We start from the raw sequence: 18985 nt of genomic DNA on the forward strand, positions 1-18985 counted from the left end.
TTCGCAGCTGGTCACCACTGCCGCGCCGCCCTGCGCGAATCAGCACGCTACGTCCTTGCAGGGGGCCACGTCCATAATTTGTACAACCAGCAACGACGTGCCGACACAGCGGGGTGTGACAGAAACCGCACGCTCGGCGCTGAGAGAAGTACGGGGCGGCTCTGCCGCCCCGGCGAACGACGACCGGGGCCTCTCCTGTGGGGGGTGGCGGCCCCGGTCGTCCTTCTACGTCCGGGGCCGCTCCGTCTGCGTCCGGGGCTACTCCGTCAGCAGCACACGACCGGTGGGGCATCCGGCGCGGCGGCCTTGCGCGCCCGCCCGTGCAGCAGCAGATAGAAGCGCTGCATCGACTCCTCCGGGCCGCCCAGCTCGAAGCGGTTGACCACCTTGCCGAGCGGATTCCACACGCGCCCGTCGGGCATCCGGATCCCCACCGGCTGGCCGAACAGCTCCCGCTGCTCCGGGTCCAAGTCCACCCACCGGGCCCCGGCCCGCCGGACGATGACCTCTCCCGCGTACGCCCCGAGGCCCTGGAGGAGCCCGGCGACCCGCCCGATCTCCGGACGGCCGCGCCGTACCCCGTCCACCATGAAGTCGACGATCCGCAGACTGGCGACGGAGTAGTCGAGCGGCAGCCGGCTGCGCGCCGTCAGCCGGTCGACGACCCCGGCGGCATAGACGCGCATCTCGGCAGCACCGGGCAGCACTCCAAAGTCCGTATCCATGCCAGACCCAGCGGCATGTACATGAAGAACATCACGCCAAGCGGAAGTGTTCGTTCTCACGCATGAGTTCAGGCCACCCGTACAACCATTTTCACGGCTCAGGCGTCTTCCGCCCACACCATTCACACCATTCACGCCAACGTGCCAGGATGCGCCCCATGACACCGGCCTCATACGTCACCGCCTTCGCGGAACTATTCGGCCAACCCCCGGCCGCCGCCGCCCCGGCTCCCGTCCCCGTCGACTGGGACACCGTCGAGTCCTGGCTCGGACTGCGACTGCCCGCCGACTACAAAGCGATCGCCTCCGCTTACGGGCCGCTGGACATCGGGGAGTTCCTCTGGCTGCACATACCGTGCGCCCGGGAGGGCTGGTTCGAGTACGGCAGCTGGCTGGAGGGCGCACGACGGGAGGCGCCCGAGGGACTGCTCCCGTGGGGCGAGACCCGGATGTGCGACCTTCTGTACTGGGACACCACGGCGTCCGACGATCCCGACGAGTGGCCGGTCGTCACCTTCCACAAGGACGGGGCTCGCGCGGGCGCGGACCCCTGGCACCGCTACAGCACTCCGCTGCTGCCCACCCTGACCACGCTCATCGGCGAGGGCCTCCGGCCGAGCGCGAGCCGCACGGCCTTCCTGACCGAAGTCGACCCCGGCCCGTGGACCCCGCCGGTCCCGCGCCCGGCACCGACCCCGCAGCAGCGCGCCGCGCTCACCGAGGGCACGGGCTTGGCGGCACTGACCGCACTCGTACCGCCGCCGCGGAAGCCGTTTCTCGGAGACGGCACATGGGAGTGGCTGTACGAGCACCTCGGCACGCGGCTTCCGGCGGAGTACGTGACCCTGATGGAGACGTACGGAGGCGGCTGCTGGACGAACTGGCTCAGAGTCAGCGCCCCTCTGAGCACCGGCGAGCACGGACTTGCCGAGGAGGTCAGGTGGGTCTGCGACGCCTACCGTGGACTGCGCGCCGAACACCCGCAGTTCCAGCCGCTGGCGGTCTGGCCGGAGCCGGGCGGCTTCCTCCCGTTCGCCGACTCCATCGACGGCGACCGACTGGGCTGGCTCACCGAGGGCCCCACACCGGACGACTGGCCGCTGATCGTCTACCCACGCCACGCCGAACAGGGCCCGCCGCTGACCGGCACGCTCACCGACACCCTGCTTGAGTGGCTGCGCGGCCGGTTCGCCACGGAAGGCCTGCCGAGTCTCGGCCGGGTGAAGGACCCGCTGGACCACATCGACTTCGAGCCATTGGTCGACGTTGAGTAGCCGTGAGGGAACTCCTCTCCCCGCTCAATTCACCCCTGCGGGAAGCTCGATGTCCTCGTCGAACACTCCCCCGCTCTCCTCGTTCACATCCTGGCCATAAGTGATGTCCTGTCCCCCGTAGGGGATCAGAAAACCGAAACGCAACCGGTGGGATTCGACTCTGTACGTTTCGGGGTCGAGGATCAGCGTCTCCTCCAGCTGGGACAGGGTGAGTTGGTCCTCGGTCGCTGAAACCCCGGCCTTCTGAAGTTGCTTCAGGGTCGGCTTCAGCTCGCGTACAGCCTTCTCGGCAAAGGACCGGTCCCGCACCTCCGACAACTTCCGTGAGCCAGAGCGGACTTGGAGTCGAACCTTCCCTCCCTCCTTGGTCAGCGTGACGTCATCCCCCGACTCTTGTAGGTACTTCCTGAACTCCCCTATGGCAGCCACAGGGTCTTCCACTTTGTTCTTCATGTCCGGGTCGGAGACGGGGCCGCGCTTCCAGGTGTCCCCTCCCTCTTTGACGTACTGCGTACCACCGATCACAAAGATCTCTTCAGGCTTACGCTTCCCCTTACTGATGACGGACCCTGAGGAATGGAAAGCCTCAGGGGCCTGGGTCCGCCTTACGGTGGCTTCGTAAGAAGCGGCACTCGTCTGCCCCTGAAAGACGAGAGTCTCACTGCCCTTCACCGCGAACGTCCAGCCGCCCTGGGCCGCCATCGCCTCTTCCGCTCGGCCAAGAAAGTCCGCTGCGGTGACCGGCTTCGCAGGCTCCGTTGTCTTTACTCCGGGGCTCGTGGACTCAGCCGACACGACCGACTCCGTCGGCTCCCCTTCCGCAGAGCAACCGATCAACGAAACGGAGAGCGGGATGATCAGCGCGGCAAGTCTGTAGTTCACTCGCATGTTCACGCTCCTTCGGCCGGCGGGTCAGCCGATGGCGATGCGCGGGTGCGCGCCGGGCTTGATCCAGCCCATGATCCGGTCCATGGTGGCGCGCGGCACCGATACGCAACCCGCGGTCGCCCCCTTGCCGTTGACGTGCAGGAAGATCCCGGCTCCGCGGCCCGGCGTGGCCGGCCAGCGGTTGAAGTTGATGACCAGGGCCTTGGCGTACTGCGTCGGGTAGTTGATGAGGTGCTCACTGCCCCGCTCGCCGCTCTCGGTGAGCGGGAAGTCGGCCCCGGCCTCGGTGTGCATCTGGTTGTAGAACTTCGACTCGGGGTCCTGGACCCACCAGTGGCTGGAGTTGACCCGCGTGTACGGCATGCTCGTGCCGCTGGACTCAACGCCGAAGCCCTCGGTGATGGTGTAGGTGCCCGACGGCGTGGTGTAGGTGCTCTGCCTGCGGGTGGCGCCATCGACAACGCCGTTCGATCCGACCCGGCCGCTGTCGGAGATGACCGACTTCCAGCCGGACGAACCCTTGGCCCAGGCCGTCACCTTGGCGTACGAGCCGCTCGCCTTCACGGTGATGACCTGGGTGGCGTTGCCCACGTTGACCGGAACGGGGAAGTTCGGCGCTGCGGGCGCGGCGGAGGACTGCCCCTTCTCCGCACCGCCGGCCGCCGCGGCGCGGGAGCCGCTGGAGGATGGCGACGCGCTCCCGGACGGCGACGCGGACGCAGAGGCGGAGGGGGAAGCAGAAGCGGAAGGGGAGCTGCTCGGAGAGGCGGGCGAGGTGGACACGTCCGGCGTCGCCGCGCTCTCGGCACTGGCTGCGACATCTGCGGCCGGGGCAGTCTCGCCTTGGCCTCCGCACGCCGACACCAGGAATACCGCGCCGGTGGCAGCCAGTGCGGCGGAGAACCTACGGGACGAGGGCAGCACGATGTAATCCTTCGGTTGCTGGTGACGACCGGCCGAGCCCGGCGCGGGGAAATGAGGCCGGTTATATACCAGGTCGACGCCCGGATGCGACCCCAGCGACCTTTCGGACTAATCCCATGAAATCGTCGGCGAAGTGTCCGAATTCCCCCTTCTGTTTTCCCGCGTCGGCAACGGCCCCGACGACGTGGTCGTTGCGACCGCAGACCAGCACGGTCCACGACACGACGTCCGAGCCGTTACTCCGGTAGAAGCCGTCTCGGGCAGGCGGGAAAGTCAGTCAGGTCATCGCCAGCCGGCGCAGACCGTGGCCGGGATCGGGCCCCTTCCAGCTCTCGGGTAAATCAGCGCAGCCTGATGGTCACGCTCACACAGCGAATTCTGGGGCGGACAGCCAACGATCAACTGTAAACGCGCTTGGCCACGGCGCTGCCGCTCACCGAAGCCTCCAGATAGAACTTCTTCATCGCTTCAAGATGACCCACCAGCGCATCGGTCATCCAGTCCGGGGCTCCCCCGACGACGCGAAGCTTGCCCTTGTTCTGACGTACCAGTGCATCGCTGTCCGCGTCCTCAAGGAAATCAGCCGCCATCCGAACCAACTCGGGTTTCAGAACCAGAAGTTCGACCTGCTCCCCCAGAATCGCGATGTGCTCCCCTCCGAGGACGGGCAACGACTCGGCTCCGGTAGCCGGAAAATCCTCACCGGTGAGGAGCACGTTGACCATTTGCCAGTCCTCACCCAGATTGCACAGAATTCCGCAGTCCAGTTCCGTCTTGAACCTTCTGTCCTTCAAGGTCTTCGAGAACTGCTTCTCCAGATGACGCGCCCCCTTCGCCACATCATGGGTAGAAACTCTCCGCATCCGCAATGACATACCCACGGCAGACTCCCATGTCGCCGACATCCACTGGAACGTGACGCCGGACCACGTCCGCTGGGCTTGATCACTCCGGGTCCGCATAGGAAGAGTAGTTCGGCGTCGGCGAATACCGGACGATGCTGAATGGTTTGAAATCGGCATCCGTCAGCATCCGGTACACGAACTCCGAAACACGCATCTCGTATCGGTGCCACTCCTCGGTGTAGTCCGTCCTCGCGATGATAGGCCAGTTCTCCGGGGCACCGTCATCAGCCAGCCAGAAATACTCGTAACCTTCCGCGGCCGCCCCCGCCCAGCGAATAAGACCGCCACACCCTCGCTCGAAGATCCGGTACGGCGCGTAGACCTCCGCGGAGTCGGGGAATCGTTCAATGGCCCGGTGCAGCCCGCGCAGACTGTCGACGACTTCGAGATGGCTTCCGCCCTTCGAGGAGTACAGGTACAGAAACCCGTTGAACTCGCCGCGCCCGAATACCTCGCACAGCTGCTTGAAGTCGGCGGGGAGCGGTGTGCCCAGCTCCGACTCCACCTCGCCCCAGTACACCCGAACCTGTTCCGACTGACGGCCGACCGCATCAAGGATGTGCTCAACCCACACCATGTGCACACTGCTCCAAGTATTACGGCCGCGCGCCGCCGGACTCTTGAGGGCGCTTCAGCTCTCCCAGCCCGCTCACCGGACGAATTCGGGCATCTCCTCAGTGAATCGCCGTACCGCAGGCTGAGAAGCCTCCTTGATTCTTTCCATAGTCTCGCGCCGGCCTGCGCCTCTATCCAAAATGTCCAGTACTTCGCGCTGCGCGGTGGCCCCAGAACGGTTGTACCGCCGCTCGTAGAACGACACCGGCCCGGCCCGGTCCATCAGGAAGACACGTGCGCGACGAACGAAGACCACGCGGCAGGGGACGTGACGTTGTCCCCCGACAGTTCGCACCAGACGGTCTTGCTGCCGGGCCCCTGCTCCACACCCCACCGCAGGGTCAGGGCATCGAGCAGCGCAAGACCGCGGCCGGTCTCGTCATCGTCGGCGGCCTTGCACAGGACAGGCAGGGCCCGGGGGTCGGGGTCGGTGACCTCCAGCCGCGTACGGCCCGGCTCACGGGCCACACGGACGGTCACAGGGACGCCTTCGCCGAGGTGGCGGATCACGTTGGTGACGAGTTCGCTCGCGCAGAGCTGGAGGTCGGCGCAGGGACCGCCCATGTGCGCGCGGAGGGCGCGGCGGACCTCGGGCACGGCCTTGGGGGTGGCGAGCAGTTCCAGCGTGAGCGGTGGTCGCATCAGGCAACCCCCTTGCGCAGGGCGGCGACCAGGGCGCGGGCGGTGAGCAGGTTGCAGTTGCCCAGCGCGATGAGGGGCCCGGTCGGGTAGCGGGCGGTGAGAGTCGGCAGGTCGACGCCGAGGGACGGCAGCTTGATGCCGTGGGCGGCGAGGGCGGACCGCAGCTCCTCGGCGCAGTCCTGGACGTCAGGGTGGTCGTGCATGGGGGTCACACCTTTCAGTGCGCTCTGTGACGAACTGCTCACACCCTGACGCAGAGCCGCGTACCGTGAAAGAGGTTCGGGCTCCCGGCCCTGAACTGCACGTATGCGACGTGGAGTTGGTACGGGCACGGGAATCGCCGGGACTCGGGCGGACACGCTGTGAAACAGGCGGTAGCGGCACCAAGGGCGGTGGGCGATGGGACAGCGCAAGGACATCGACGGGTCGGCGAGCGTCCCCACCTTCTACGGCAAGGAGTTGCGCTGGAAACGGGAGGCGGTCGGGCTCACCCTCCAGCAGCTGGTCGAGGGCAGCTTCTACGGCCCCAGCCACCTCAGCGAGATCGAACGCGGCGAGCGCCGCATGCCGGCGGAACTGGCGGAGCACGTGGACAAGGCGCTCGGCACGGACGGCTTCTTCAAGCGCCGCTGCGAGGACGTAAGGAAGGCGAAGAGACGAGGCCACGCCAGTTACTTCGAGCGCGTGCTGGAGGCGGAGAAGCACGCGGAGACCATCGAGGAGTGGTGCCCGACGCTGATTCCGGGCCTGTTACAGACGGATGCGTACGCGCGGGCGGTCGTACGGTCGGCGCACCCGCTGGCTCCGGACGACGAAGTGGAGGAGAAGGTCAGCGCCCGCATGGCGCGGGCCCGCCTCTTCGAGCAGGACCACAGGACCCCCGAGTACTGGGCGATCCTGCCTGAGTCGCTGCTGCGCCAGCCAATCCTTCCGCCGGAGCAGACGGTCGAACAGCTGGAGCGGATCGCGGCATTGGCGAGGCGCCGCCGGATCGTTCCACAGGTCCTTCCGTGGAACTGCGGGCCGCACCCCCTCATGCTCGGCACGGCAAAGATCATGACCTTCCCGGATGCCCCGCCCCTGGTCTACACAGAGGCGCAGTACAGCGGTGACACCATCGACGATCCGGCCCTCGTGAAGCAGTACCGCAAGGCATACGATCGGCTCAGGGCCGCCGCACTGCCGCCGGAGGCGTCCCTCGCCCTGATCGATCAAGCGGCTGAGGATGACCGAAATGGCAAGCAACGGGATTGACTTGAGCATCGCCGTCTGGCGCAAGAGCAGCCACAGCAACGGCGACGGCGGGGACTGCGTCGAGGTAGCCGAGGCCTTCCCCGGTGCCGCCCGCTGGCGCAAGAGCAGTCACAGCAACGGCACCGGCGGAGACTGCGTCGAGGTCGCCGACGGCCTCGCGGGCATCGTCCCTGTCCGCGACTCCAAGCTCCCCCACGGCCCGGTCCTCACCATCATGACCCCGGCCTGGACGTCCTTCGTCACGTCCCTCAAGGAGGGCCGTCTGCGCGCCCGTCACGGAATGCGCGACCCCGCCCGGATATGGCCGAACCGGGATCAGAACAGTGAGTTGTTGCCCCGCAGCCGGCGTTGCAGGAACGTGGCAAAGGTCTGGTCCACCAGGCAGGTGAGCGCGGAGCCGTCCGGCTCGATGTAGGCGACGCGCCAGTCCTGTGGAGCGCCCTTGCCGGTGAGCCAACCGGCCGCTCGGCCCTCCACCTCTCCCCACTGCAGGAACAGCCGGTCCTGGTCCAGCCACCGCAGGGCCGGGGCCGCCGGGCTCGCCAAGCCGTCCGCGGCGGGTGAGCCGTCCCGCACGACGGGAAACACCCGCACTCCGGCGATGACCCCGCCGGGAAATTCCTTCATGACCGCCAGGTAGTCCTCCGGGAGCGCGTCGAACGACTCGCTCACGGCGCGGTCCAGAAGCTCTTCTGCGTACTGCCGGATGCCCGGGACACCTATGCTCCGCACCATCGTGACAATTTCTTCCACCGCCCCGATGTCCCGGTTCGCCAGCGTCGTGGCCGTCTCACGAATGTCTTCGTAGACATTCCAGAACGTGCCCGACTCGTACTCTTCCATGGTCTCGAACGCAGGAATTCCCTCCGGGCGCGCCATGAGGACCCTTGCGGTGAATTCTGCTGCGGAGAAAGGAAGGTCCAGCCACACCTGGAAATCGGATTCGGTGAGGACGGTCGTCCAGTTCGCGGTGTCCGGGGCGGTGGTGTCCCACAGCAGCACACCGTCACGGGCGGTGCGGCCCCACGGCACCATTCCGCCGGGGTTCGGGAAGAAAGGCAGTGGAAGCTCGTGACCGCGGGTGCGCAGGGACGCCTCCATACTCGCGATGCGCGGCGCGGCGTCCTCGGTGAAGTCCTCCAGGGAACGCACGGCAAAACGGGGCCGCGTGAGGACCACGGAGCCCGCGATATCCCCCTTCTGCACTGCTTGGACCAGCAGTTCGAAATCCTCGGGGATCACCTGCCCGCCCCCGTACCCGCTCTCCTTTGACCGCTCCTCACTGCCGCTCTCCTGTGACGGAACCGGGGCATCGAGACCAAGTAGCCGAACGACATCGAGATGATTCATGTTTTCCTCCCTGAACCTCGGCCCGAATCCGGGCCTCCCCCCTCGGCGAGGACCGGTCCCCGCCGAGTCCGACAACGACATCGGCGCGGGTCGTAGTTGTACGTGGAGGCGACACCGCCCGCCGCCGTCTTCAGGAGACGGTTGCGGTCGTACGTCGACGTGGAGGCCGGCCCTGAACGCAGCCACCGGCCGGGCGGCTGCGTGCCGCGCCGCCCCGTGGTGGGCCGGGTTTGCGGTCACGCGAACAGGCGTCGCCTGGGTCAGGTCAGGTGGATCTTGAGCTCTCGGTCCGCGTGCCCCACCACGATCCCGGTGATCGATTCGCCCACCTCGGGCCAGATCACCACCGAATCATCGGCGGCGTCCTTGCGCATCCCGGCGACATCCGCGACGACACCGTACTGCCGCACTCCTTCGACGGAAACGAAGATGCCGAAGGAGGCGATGCTCTCCACGGTGCCAGTCAGCGTCGATCCGATCGGAAACTGCCGCTCGGTGGCTGCCCACGCGTCATTCGTCACTTGTGCTCCTCCTGCCGTAGGAGTCCGGCCGGGGAACATGGCACTCGCGATTGCCACTTCCACCTCAGGCCCCCTCGTCATCGTGCTCGCATCTCGTGGACAACGGCCCGCCGGGCAGGCCGGCGGGCCGTCGCTATGGGTTCGGGTCAGTCGATCGGCTGGAAGAAGGGCCCTTCGGGAGCGAAGTTGCGCGAGCCTCCACGGCGGGCGGCAGACCGCCCCGACCCACCGTCCCGCGAAACGGCTCGGCAGAGCCAGCCTCTTCGAACGATTGCCACTGGGTCCACCGGACATCCGTCCGGTGGACCCAGTGTTCTGCACTATTCAACCGCTAGCTCGACCGGCTCCAGTCCGCTGCCTGCTCTCGTGCCCAGGCAATGAACTCGTCAGCCACCGGATAGTCAGTCTCGACCTCGTCGAGCAACGGCTCCAACGCGGCCGGTGCGACCCGGTCCACGTTCAGGAGCACCTGCGCCCATCCGGGGGGACGCCGATGGCGGAGTCCGGCGGAGCGCTGCTTCATCTCGGCGAGCAGGACATCGCGGTCCAGGAACCGGCGCATCTGCGGGAACGTGAGATCACGCAGTATCCGGGTCAGTTCCTCGGCGCACACAACTGGATCGATGTCCGGGCTGTACGCCCACAGGCCCGTGACGTCCATGCCTCCCTGCGGCTCGAGTGCGACTGCGTCCGGGGGACTCAGCTGCCACTGCAGCATGCCCGAACCCGAGCTCGGAAGCTGGTCCTTGGCCTGCTGCCAGTGCTGCCGATGAACCCACGCGCGTTCGGGTAGCGGAACGATCGACACCCGCGCGAAGAAAGTCTCCCGCTGCGGATCGACGCGGTGCGTCTGAAGCTCCAGCACCGCGCAGTCCCCGCGCTCCCCGAACAGCCGGAACTGTTTGCCGTCCGGTACGAGTCCTGCCTCCTTGGCCACGGGGACGACATGACGACGGCACCAGGCGCTCTGCGAGATCATCGTTCTCCTTTCGCTGTCGCCATCATGCTGCCAATTCGAACATGGCCGCCGTGACACCCACCGTAACCGCGGTTCCGGTCGCCACGGCGCCCCCTTCCAAGGCCACCGGAAGAGCAAGGACAGCCACCGGAACGAGCAACGGCCAGTGGTTCACACCGCCTGCCGGCTGCGGGATGTGCCCGAGTCCCGGCTGGTAGGCGATCCCCGGATAGTCACCAGGGCCGGGACCGGCACTCGGTGAAGGTGTCGGTTGCGCCGACTGCTGCTGGACCGCCGCCGCCGGGCTGGAGGTCAGAATCTTGTTGAACTTCTTGTTCTGCTGCTTGCCATAAATGACGGCCCCCTCGGCCGGACCGACGACCTTGTCACCGGTCGTCGCCACATCGTATGGACCGCCGATCGTCCAGCCGAGTACAGCCTTCTCACCGTTGACCTTCAGTCGGTCCACGTACCACTGGGCCTCCGGCACGGCCTTCGCCGACTGACCGGCCGACTTGACCTCCCAGACGAAGAAGGTGTCCGTCCTCTTGTCGTGGCCCAGGATGTCGATGTAGCCCGGGTTCGGGCAGAAGGCTGTCGGATTTGGCATGCACTTTTTGCTCGCGTTGTCGAGCTTGGAGCCCTGGATGACCTCGAAGTCCGCGACCCCGAGTGAAGCCGCCTGCTTCTTGATCTCACCCGCCGCGACTGCCTGCGCCTGGTTATGCGGGTAGGTGAAGTCCTTGTCGTGCTTGATCCCCAGGTTCTTCCGCGTCTTCTTCGCGTCCCTCACCATCTGACGGACGGTGTCCCAGAGGTCATCGAAACCGAACATGTGGCCGTCGAGTTCGATGAAGCTGGTGGGATTGCCACCGGTGAAGGCGTAGCGGTTGCCCGTCATAGGGTCTGTGCCGAGTCCCATGTCCGACAGCGCACCGTTGTACATGTCCCGGGTGGTGAAGCGGTTCAGGCCCGGGTTGTAGTCGCGGAAGCCCATGTCGTATGTACCGGACTGGGCGTCCCAGCGCTTGGCGTTGAAGCGGTAGGGGTTGTAGGCCTCCTTGCTCGGGTCGGCTGTGTCCGGCTTGTCGATGCCGGTGAACTCGGAGGTGTCGTCGCTGCCGTAGGCCGTGTAGCCGTAAGTCGCCTTCGTGTCACCGCTTCCGGTGGTCACAGCCTCGACGTCCGTATGGCCGTTGTACGCGTAGTAGCCGTCCTCACGCGTCCCATCGGTGTTGTGCTTCACCTGCGAGAGGCGCTCGCCCCACGGGCTGTACTGGTACGACTTGGTGAGCTGGCCCGCGACCTCTTCGTCCAGAACCTCGTCCGTCAGTCCGAGGTACGTGAAGTCGGTGGTCTTGCCGTCCGCCGTCTTGGAGGCGGTGCGGTCCAGCGGATCGAACGTGTACGTCGCCGTCTTCATCGCCCCGGCGTCGTCCATCTTCGACGACTCGACGACGTGGTCGAATCCGTCGTAGACGCTGCGTTCCACCACCCGGCCACCGCTGGTGACGGAGTCCTGCCGACCGAAGGGATCGTAGTTGTACGAGAACGACGTCCCGGACGCAGTTGCGGACAGCAGGCGGTTGCGGTCGTACGTGAAGGTCGAGGTGGCGCCTCGGACCGTCTGGCTGACCACGTTGGCGTTGTCGTCGTGGACGTATGTCTCGGTGCCGGCACCGTTACCGGTCTTGACCGACTTGGCGAGCCGGTCGGCCGGGTCGTAGGTGTAGTCAGTGGTGGAGTCGAGGTACGCCGCGTGGTTGTCGGCGTTCATCTTCTTCGCCACGTCCTGCGCCTTGTTGCCGTTGGCGTCATAGGCGTAGGTGTGCGACGACACCAGCGTGCCGTTGGGCTTCTTCTCGACCGTGCTCTTCGGCGCGCCGTCGAGATAGTAGGCGTAGTCGACCGTGTTCTGATTGGCCTTGGTCTCCTTGAGCCGCTGGCCCCTGTCGGTGTAGGTGTAGCTGCTGACCTTCGGGGTCGGGTCAGTCGCGCTCTCGCCGATCGACACGGTCCTGACCAGTTCGCGCGGGTCATAGGTGTATGCGCTGTACTGGTCAGGATGGCTGACCGTCAGGAACTGGCCGTTGGCGTCATAGGTGTAGGCGGTGGACTCCTTATCCTGTCCCGCAAGCGCTTCGGTGACCTTCTGCACCTGGTTCAAGCCCGTGTACGCCACCGTGTAGGCGTCGACCTTCGAGCCGGAAGAGGTGTCGGCGATCGACGTCATGTTGCCGTTGACGTCATAGGTGTAGTCGAAGGTCCGCTGCTCCGTGTCGCTGTCACCGGAGGTGTCGCGCACCAGCTTGATGCCGTCGGCGACGACAGCCCCACCGCTGTTCTGGTCGAGCCGAACTGTGGCGTCGTTGCCCTGCTTGAAGGCGAACGAGCCCAGGCTCAGCCAGTTGCCGGTGTTGTTGACGTTGTTCTGATCAACGGTCTTCTCGGTCGAACCGGTGGATTGCGTGACCGTGTACTTGGCGGTCGTGGCCGCCCCGCTGACCTTCGGGAACTTCGCGTACGCGGTGTACGTGCCATCCTTCGGGATGTTCAGCGTCCAGGTGAACGCGTCCGCACCCGCGCCTGCGGCGTGGACCTGGTGGTCGTAGCCGTGCTGCCCGGTGATGCTGTCCTTCGTCCAGGTACCCGTCGACGCGATGTTCTGCGTATCGGTGTTGTCGACAAGAACCACGTTCTTGCCCACCGGCACACCGTCGTCAGACTTCGAACGGAGCTTGCCGTCGGGGAAGTAACTCCAGCTCATCGTGCGGTCGGAGGAGCCTCCGGCCGAGGTCAGCGTCCGTTTCGTCTGCTGACCGAGCTGGTTGTAGTCGTACGAGGTGACGATGTCCCACGGGTCGGTCGAAGACTTCGCCCAGCCGTTGTCGAAGTACGCAAATGTGGTGTCGTTGCGGACCGTCTGCCCCTCGGACGGAGGCAGCGACGACTTGGCAACCCGGCCAACAGCGTCGTACGTGGTCTCCGAGTACACATTCGGCTTGTTGTAGCGCGGGTCCGTCGGATCGTACGGCTGATACTGCTTCACCGGCCGGTTAAGTGCGTCGTACTCGGTACGCCCAGCGAAGTCGTCGGCGTTGGCCGTCTCCACACCTCGCGGCGTGATCACCTTGGTCACATTGCCGACCTGGTCGTACTCGTACTTGGTGGAGCGGTAGGTGATCGGCGCGGTGCCCGTATGAGGGACCTTGACCTCCTTCTGCTTCCCGCGTTCGTCGTGGGTGATGAAGGTGGTGTTGTTCTCCGTGTCGGTCGACTCGACGACCAGAGAGTCCTTGTCGTAGGTACGCGAAGTGGACTTGCCCACCGCGTCCGTGACTGTCGTGACCCGGTGGTTGAGGTCGTATGCGGTCTTGGTCGTGTAGTCGTCGGGGTCCGCGGTCGCGTTCTTCTTCGGTGCGATCGTCTTGACCGGGTTGCCGACGTTGTCGTACTCGTACGAGATCTTGTCGCCGGCCGCGTTGACAACGGATGTCAGCTGATAGATCTCGTCGTAGTTGTTGGTTGTGGTGTGCGAACCGGCCACGGCACCAGCCACATTGCCCTTTGGCTCCGTAGTGGTTTTGAGATTGCCCGCCTTGTCGTACGTGTAGGTCGTCCGGCGGTCCTCCTGAGTGGCGGTGTCCTTCGGCGCCGTAGCCGAGGTGATCTGGTCTGCAGCGTCATGAACCGCCGTCGAGATCGCGTCATTAGGTGATGTCGTCTGTGTGACATTGTCGTTGGCGTCGTAGACGGGCGCCGGGGTCACGATGAGGTCGCCGGTATCCTGGCTCTTCGGCACGGTGTTGACCATCGGGCGCCCGAAGGCGTCGTACGTCTGCGTGGTCTTCTTGCCTAGTGGGTCGGTGACCTCGGTGACCTTCCCCCGCTCGTCGTAGACGAACTGAGTCGTCTTGGACAGGGCATCGGTGATCTTGGCTGGGTAACCGGTCGGACCGAACTCAGTGTTCGTCGTCGGGTTGCCATTAGCGTCGGTCACCTTGGTCAGCTGACCGTACGCGTCGTAGTCGTACGAGACGGTGTAGTCGCCCGCTACGGAGGTGGTGGACACGCCCTTGGGGTCGGTGACCGTCTTCAGGTTGCCGAAGGAGTCATAGGTGAACTGCCAGGCGCGGCCCTCGGGCGAGGTCTTGGTGAATAGGTCGGCCGAGTAGCCGTCGACGCGTGTCTGGTACGTGTACTTCACCGAATCGGCGGGGAAGGTGCCCGGCGCGCAGTCGCCCGCCGACGGAACCCCCGCCTTGTTGAACTCGGCTGAGCGTTCCCAGAGCGGATAGCCGGTCTTCTGGTCATAGCAGTAGGCCGTCTTGGCACCGTTGTGCTCTTCCAGGTACGTGACATTGTTGTCCGCGTCCCACGAGGTCTTCGTGGTCTGCGCCTTGGCGTTGGTGGTCTGTACCGGCCGACCGAAGTCGTCCGTCACGTAGTCCGTGGCGCGGTTCTCGGCGTCGGTGACCTTGGTGTCGGTGAACTTGGTGTTCCCGGCATTGACCGCGTAGGTGAAGCCGGTGGCACCCTGCAGACGGTCGGTGATCGTCTTGGTCCACCAGTGGTGCTTCGGGTCGTCGCCCGCCTGCGGTGCGTAGTACGCCATGTTCGTGGCGTTTCCGCGTGGGTCGGTGGCCTTGACCAGCTTGACGTTCTTGTTCCCCTGCGTGGCGTCGTAGGTGAACTTGAAGTCCTTGGGCTGGCTGGAGCCGACACCGTCGGTGAACTGGCCGAGCAGTCCCTTGTCAGTGTAGTAGAAGGCGATCTTGCGGCCCGAGATGTCCGTCATGGACTTCACGTGGTCGTAGATCTTGGAGTTGGTCAGGTTCGAGCCGGTGACCTTCGCGCCCGTGTCGTTGATGTACTCGTAGGACGCGTCGCCCTTCTTGTAGTACTCCACCGTCAGCGACTGACGGCCGGCCGGGTCCGTGATGTACGTGAGGAACTTGGTCGGCTTGTTGTTGGACTTGCGCTCCTCGTACGTGTAGTTCTGCGTGTTGCCGTTCTTGTCCACGATCGACGTCATGTAGCCGTCGCAGCCGAACAGGAAGCGGGTGCCGTCCGGACGCGTCAGCGTCCAGGCGTCCGGCACCGGGTCCTTGGTCGGCTTGCAGTCCAGGCCCGACTTCATCGTGACCTTGTAATGGACACCTGCCGGAGCCTTCCAGCTGCCGTCGGGCTCCTTGCGGAAGACATGCGTGGTGCCGTCACCGTCCGGAAGACGGATCTCCGTCGGATTCGGGTTCGGGTGGAAGTCCAGCGGCGCACCCAACCGGATCGGCCCCGCAGCCTGGAACGACCATCCGTGACCGGCCACCGTGTCTGAGGTGTCCTGCGAGTTGTAGGCGAACCGCGCGAACGTGTTCAGGCCTCGGCCGGGGTTGGTGAAGGCGTTGTACGACCAGACGTTGTTGCCCGAGGCCAGGTTGTTCATGACCGTCGAGCCGGCGCCGGTGTTCTTGCCCGTGTAGGAGTAGAACTTCTCCAGGCCCAGCGTGTTGGAGGTCGGGTCCTCGACCGCCACGTTCTGCTTCAGCGGCGGGATGGCGGGGGTGCCGGCGGAGAGCCAGCTGCCGTCGGAGATCTTGCGGACGTCCCAGCCCAGCACGTACTCGTTGCGCTTGTTGCCGGAGTCGGAGTTGATGGGGGTCTTGACCTGCGCCTGAATGGTGGCGGACTTGCCCGGCAGCAGCGCCGGTATCGCGGTCGACAGCTGATTGCCGCCGTTGGTGACGTCCGTGCCGTCGGGCAGCTTCCAGGTGTACGACAGCTGCCGCTCACCGGCCGCCCACGCCGTCGCGGTCGTGTTCGTGACCGTGAACTCAACCGTGTACTGCGAGTTCGGGGTCATCCGGGCCGGAGTGGTCGGCGCGTAGTACGTGTCCTCGGTCGTCGAGTCGACGTAGATGACCTGCATGTACGGGCGCAGCTGCGGGTCGGAGGCCTCCGCCGACAGGAACAGGGTGCGCTCCTGCGGGCCGGTGGTCGTCTCGTCCTTCAGCTTGACGGCCACGCCCTTGTTGCCCGTGGGCGTCTTGACCCAGGACTGCATCAGGCCGGTGGCGTCCCACCAGTGGCGCCCGACCTCGTCGGTGATCTGCGGGACGGTGTCCGAGACCGTGGCGGACATGTCGCCGCCCGGCGTGGTCCACGCCGTCGTCGCATTCGCGTTGTTCCACGTCGCCGTGGTCTCGGTGAAGTCCCGGGTCAGCGCGTGGAGTTCGTAGATCGCACCGTTGGTGGTGCTGGTGGTCTCCGCTCCCCACATGTACATCTTGTTCTCCAGCACCGTGGCGGTGGTGGGGATGGAGGTGGTGGGGAACTTCAGCACGGCGCGCGTCTTGCCGTACGTGGTGGAGTTGTTGCCGACGCTCAGCCAGGTCTGGCCGATGTTGAAGGACTTGATGGCGTCCTGGTTGGTGGTCGGCTGCAGCGAGGACAGCGTGGTGTCCGTCTGACCGGACTGGATGATCTTCATCGTCCGGCCGGCCTTGGGAATGCCCACCACCCGGGTCGGCGAACCGAGCAGCTCACCGCCCTTGGTCTTCACCGCGAGCTGGTAGAAGTACGACTTGCCGATCTCCGCCGAGCTGGAGTCCGGGGTCGGCACCGCGGTGGTGTCCGTGTAGGCGGTCGTCGTCGACGCGATCGGGGCGATCAGCGTCGCCGCGGACGGCGTGAAGACCTGCTGCGTGGAGCGGTGCAGCTGGTACTCGACGATCGCGTCGTTGGCCGCGCCACCGGTGTTGACGTACGCCGGCCAGGAAAGCTCCGGACCCGTACCGTGCACCACAGTCGGCGAGTTCAGCGCGGTGCCGACCTTGCCGTAGGTGACGGTCAGCCGCGGAATGGTCGAGGTCTCGCCGCCGTAGTCACCGTCGCCCGCCTCGTAGCGCGGACCGCCGAGCGGACCGCCCGTCGTCGCGTCGCCCGACTCATCGGCGGCCTTGAGCACGAAGCCGTGGTTCGTGGCGGTACCGGACACCCACTTCTGGACGGTGTCGGTGACCGGGAAGTCGTGCCACAGGTTGTACTTGCCAATCGGCTTCACGATCTGCGCCGGGTTCACCAGCCGGACCGAGTCCGCCAGCGTGCGCGTGGTCGAACTGCCGGTGTCGCCGAGCACGATCTTGCCGCCGTTGCCCTTGGCGAAGCTGTACTCAGCGGTGTCCAGGGTCTTCCAGACCCCGCCGGTCCCGGTCTGGTTGACCGTGTAGTTCTTCGTGCCGCCGCTGTAGTTCACGGTGTACGGGGCCGCCGTGGCCGCGTCTGCAGACGCCGGGTAGTGCACATCAACCCGGTAGGTGTCGGTCTCCGGGACCTGCGGCTGCCAGGTGTACGTCTCGCCGGTGAGCGCGTTCTTGTTGTAGGCGAAGTCGTCATTGGTCGCGGCCCCACCGGTGGTGGTGCCTCCCGGCCACTCGCCGACCTTGGCCGTACCGGTGTCCCCGTCGTCCTGCTGGACGGTGGTGCCGGACAGCTCACCCACCAGTGCACTGGTGTTGGACCAGGTCGCCGTCGACTCGGTCCACGCGCCGGTGGCCCGGTGCGCCTCGATGGTCACCACGTTGCCGTTGGTGGTGTGCGACTGGTCGTAGTACATGCCCAGCCGCGCGGCATCGACCTTCACGCCCGCCGGGATCTCACTCAGCGGGAACTTGATCAGCGAGCGCGCGATACCGATGTCCGTCTTGCCGGCCGACAGCTTCCACGTGGAGTTGAAGTTCACCCCGGCCTGGTCGGACAGGACCATCACGTCCTGCGAGGCCGACGGCGACGGCGCGACGGTGATCGTCGGGTCGATCACCACCGGATACTGACGCTCCTTCGCCGCCAGCCACTTGGCGTCCGGCGCGAGGGTCAGCTTCCAGTTCTTCCCGTCACGGGTGAGCTTCTGGCTGACCTTGGTGGAGTACGTACCACCAGTCGGCGACAGCGCGTCCTTCTTCGCATCCGTCATATACGGCGCCGGAATCACCAGCACCGGAGTACCGGGCGCCTCACCGAACAGGGCGACCGAGCCGTCCTTGCGCGCCTTCGGCGTCAGACCGTCGGTGCTCAGCGTGAACGTGAAGGACACCGGGCCGGCCGGAGCAGCGTCCAGGACGATATTCTCCTTGACCTGCCCCCGGCCCACCTTGTACTGCAGATCCGCACCGGAAACCGCGTCCTGGTAAGTGACCGTGTCACCCTTGGCCTGCGGCTTCAGCGCCTTCGCGCCCACCAGCCCCAGACTGACCGACCGGCCGTCCGGCGCCTCGAAACGCAGCAGCTTCTTCGCGTCCGAACCAAACCAGCTGCGGCCGGTGTTGGTGGTGTTGGCGAACGCGAAGCCCTTGTCCCCAGTGGCGTGTACCGCGGTGTCGATCGGCTTCCACGACTTGCCGGACCTGTACGAGACCGGCACGGCCGACAGATCGGCCTCCACCCGCCCGTCCGACAGCTCCCAGAACCGCGCCTGCGAAGTGCGCTTCCCCGTCAGCTCCCTGACCCGCTTCGCCGGCGGGAGCTTCTTGCCCTTCGGCAGCTTCTCCCGGCTGGCTATCTCAAGCTTGCCGCCGACAGGAGGTTTGGCAGTCGTTACGTCCTCGTCGTCCGAGAACCAGCCCTTTACGGTGTCGACGATTCCTTTCTCGTCGTCCTTTTCGGGCGTGGATGGTGGGGCCGCATAAGCGACCTGCGGCAGCAGCGTACCCGCCACCGCCGAGACCACCAGACAGGAGAGATATCTCCTGTATGGAACTTTCACCTCGGTACCTTTCCGTATCGGCATCCCATTCGCCGCACGCGAAATTGGCACGCCGAATGGGCCCGCTCGGAGGTTTCCGGGCTGGCTTGACTCACGGCACCACGGACACAAAATGCATGGCCGGGGCGCAGCGGTGGAGTTCTAATCAGTTACCTGAGGTCCCGTCAACCC

The 18985-nt window shown here is 65.8% G+C and carries 14 protein-coding genes and 1 pseudogene; 4 read left to right on the forward strand and 11 right to left on the reverse strand.

The genetic code is table 11. The features are described from left to right. Window positions 1-266 precede the first annotated feature (266 nt). Entirely contained in the window at window positions 267-725 is a 459-nt protein-coding gene (locus tag ACZ3H8_RS08900; RefSeq protein WP_467399209.1) for a hypothetical protein, read from the reverse strand. 158 nt (window positions 726-883) lie between these two features. Here ACZ3H8_RS08900 and ACZ3H8_RS08905 point away from each other — a divergent pair, with 158 nt between their 5' ends. Further along, window positions 884-1999: an SMI1/KNR4 family protein gene (locus ACZ3H8_RS08905; RefSeq protein WP_467399211.1), complete on the forward strand. Its 1116-nt coding sequence runs from the start codon at window positions 884-886 to the stop codon at window positions 1997-1999. A 24-nt stretch (window positions 2000-2023) separates the two neighbouring features. Here ACZ3H8_RS08905 and ACZ3H8_RS08910 read toward each other — a convergent pair whose 3' ends face one another. Both ACZ3H8_RS08910 and ACZ3H8_RS08915 read right to left on the reverse strand, forming a co-directional pair. Beyond that, window positions 2024-2887, reverse strand: a complete 864-nt coding sequence (locus tag ACZ3H8_RS08910; protein WP_467399213.1) for a hypothetical protein — start codon at window positions 2885-2887, stop codon at window positions 2024-2026. 24 nt (window positions 2888-2911) lie between these two features. Continuing rightward, window positions 2912-3478: a L,D-transpeptidase family protein gene (locus tag ACZ3H8_RS08915; protein ID WP_467399215.1), complete on the reverse strand. Its 567-nt coding sequence runs from the start codon at window positions 3476-3478 to the stop codon at window positions 2912-2914. 1 nt (window position 3479) lies between these two features. Between ACZ3H8_RS08915 and ACZ3H8_RS08920 the strand changes: the two genes are divergently transcribed. Then, window positions 3480-3818: a hypothetical protein gene (locus tag ACZ3H8_RS08920; protein WP_467399218.1), complete on the forward strand. Its 339-nt coding sequence runs from the start codon at window positions 3480-3482 to the stop codon at window positions 3816-3818. A gap of 391 nt (window positions 3819-4209) precedes the next feature. Here the strand turns inward: ACZ3H8_RS08920 and ACZ3H8_RS08925 are convergent, their stop codons facing one another. The 4 genes from ACZ3H8_RS08925 to ACZ3H8_RS08940 all read right to left on the reverse strand — a co-directional run bounded on the left by ACZ3H8_RS08925 (window position 4210) and on the right by ACZ3H8_RS08940 (window position 6176). Next, entirely contained in the window at window positions 4210-4716 is a 507-nt protein-coding gene (locus tag ACZ3H8_RS08925; protein WP_467399220.1) for a DUF1877 family protein, read from the reverse strand. Window positions 4717-4756: 40 nt separating this feature from the next. Further along, complete coding sequence (locus ACZ3H8_RS08930; protein WP_467399223.1) at window positions 4757-5293, reverse strand: SMI1/KNR4 family protein; 537 nt, start codon at window positions 5291-5293, stop codon at window positions 4757-4759. Window positions 5294-5553: 260 nt separating this feature from the next. Further along, the gene (locus ACZ3H8_RS08935; RefSeq protein ID WP_467399226.1) at window positions 5554-5973 is read right to left on the reverse strand and encodes an ATP-binding protein; all 420 of its coding nucleotides are present in this window, start codon (window positions 5971-5973) and stop codon (window positions 5554-5556) included. Then, window positions 5973-6176, reverse strand: coding sequence for a hypothetical protein (locus ACZ3H8_RS08940; RefSeq protein WP_467399229.1), 204 nt, complete (start codon window positions 6174-6176; stop codon window positions 5973-5975). The genes ACZ3H8_RS08935 and ACZ3H8_RS08940 overlap by 1 nt, the downstream gene beginning before the upstream one ends. A gap of 196 nt (window positions 6177-6372) precedes the next feature. On the opposite strand from ACZ3H8_RS08940, the gene ACZ3H8_RS08945 reads away from it, so the two are divergent. Together ACZ3H8_RS08945 and ACZ3H8_RS08950 are read left to right on the forward strand one after the other, a co-directional pair. Next, window positions 6373-7227 carry a helix-turn-helix domain-containing protein gene (locus tag ACZ3H8_RS08945; protein WP_467399231.1) on the forward strand — a complete coding sequence of 285 codons (855 nt, stop codon included), beginning with the start codon at window positions 6373-6375 and terminating at the stop codon, window positions 7225-7227. Then, a pseudogene (locus ACZ3H8_RS08950) lies at window positions 7208-7483 on the forward strand (DUF397 domain-containing protein); the annotation flags it as partial. The gene ACZ3H8_RS08945 and the pseudogene ACZ3H8_RS08950, both read left to right, overlap by 20 nt. A gap of 59 nt (window positions 7484-7542) precedes the next feature. On the opposite strand, the gene ACZ3H8_RS08955 reads toward ACZ3H8_RS08950, so the two are convergent. The 4 genes from ACZ3H8_RS08955 to ACZ3H8_RS08970 form a co-directional block, all read right to left on the reverse strand. Further along, window positions 7543-8577 carry a hypothetical protein gene (locus tag ACZ3H8_RS08955; RefSeq protein WP_467399234.1) on the reverse strand — a complete coding sequence of 345 codons (1035 nt, stop codon included), beginning with the start codon at window positions 8575-8577 and terminating at the stop codon, window positions 7543-7545. Between the two features lie 260 nt (window positions 8578-8837). Then, complete coding sequence (locus ACZ3H8_RS08960; protein ID WP_467399236.1) at window positions 8838-9098, reverse strand: hypothetical protein; 261 nt, start codon at window positions 9096-9098, stop codon at window positions 8838-8840. Between the two features lie 331 nt (window positions 9099-9429). After that, window positions 9430-10077, reverse strand: a complete 648-nt coding sequence (locus tag ACZ3H8_RS08965; protein WP_467399239.1) for a hypothetical protein — start codon at window positions 10075-10077, stop codon at window positions 9430-9432. 22 nt (window positions 10078-10099) lie between these two features. Next, on the reverse strand, window positions 10100-18838 hold the full coding sequence (locus ACZ3H8_RS08970; protein ID WP_467399241.1) for a golvesin C-terminal-like domain-containing protein: 8739 nt from the start codon (window positions 18836-18838) through the stop codon (window positions 10100-10102). Window positions 18839-18985: the final 147 nt, after the last annotated feature.

The sequence above is a fragment of the Streptomyces sp. NPDC002868 genome (genome assembly GCF_055563295.1).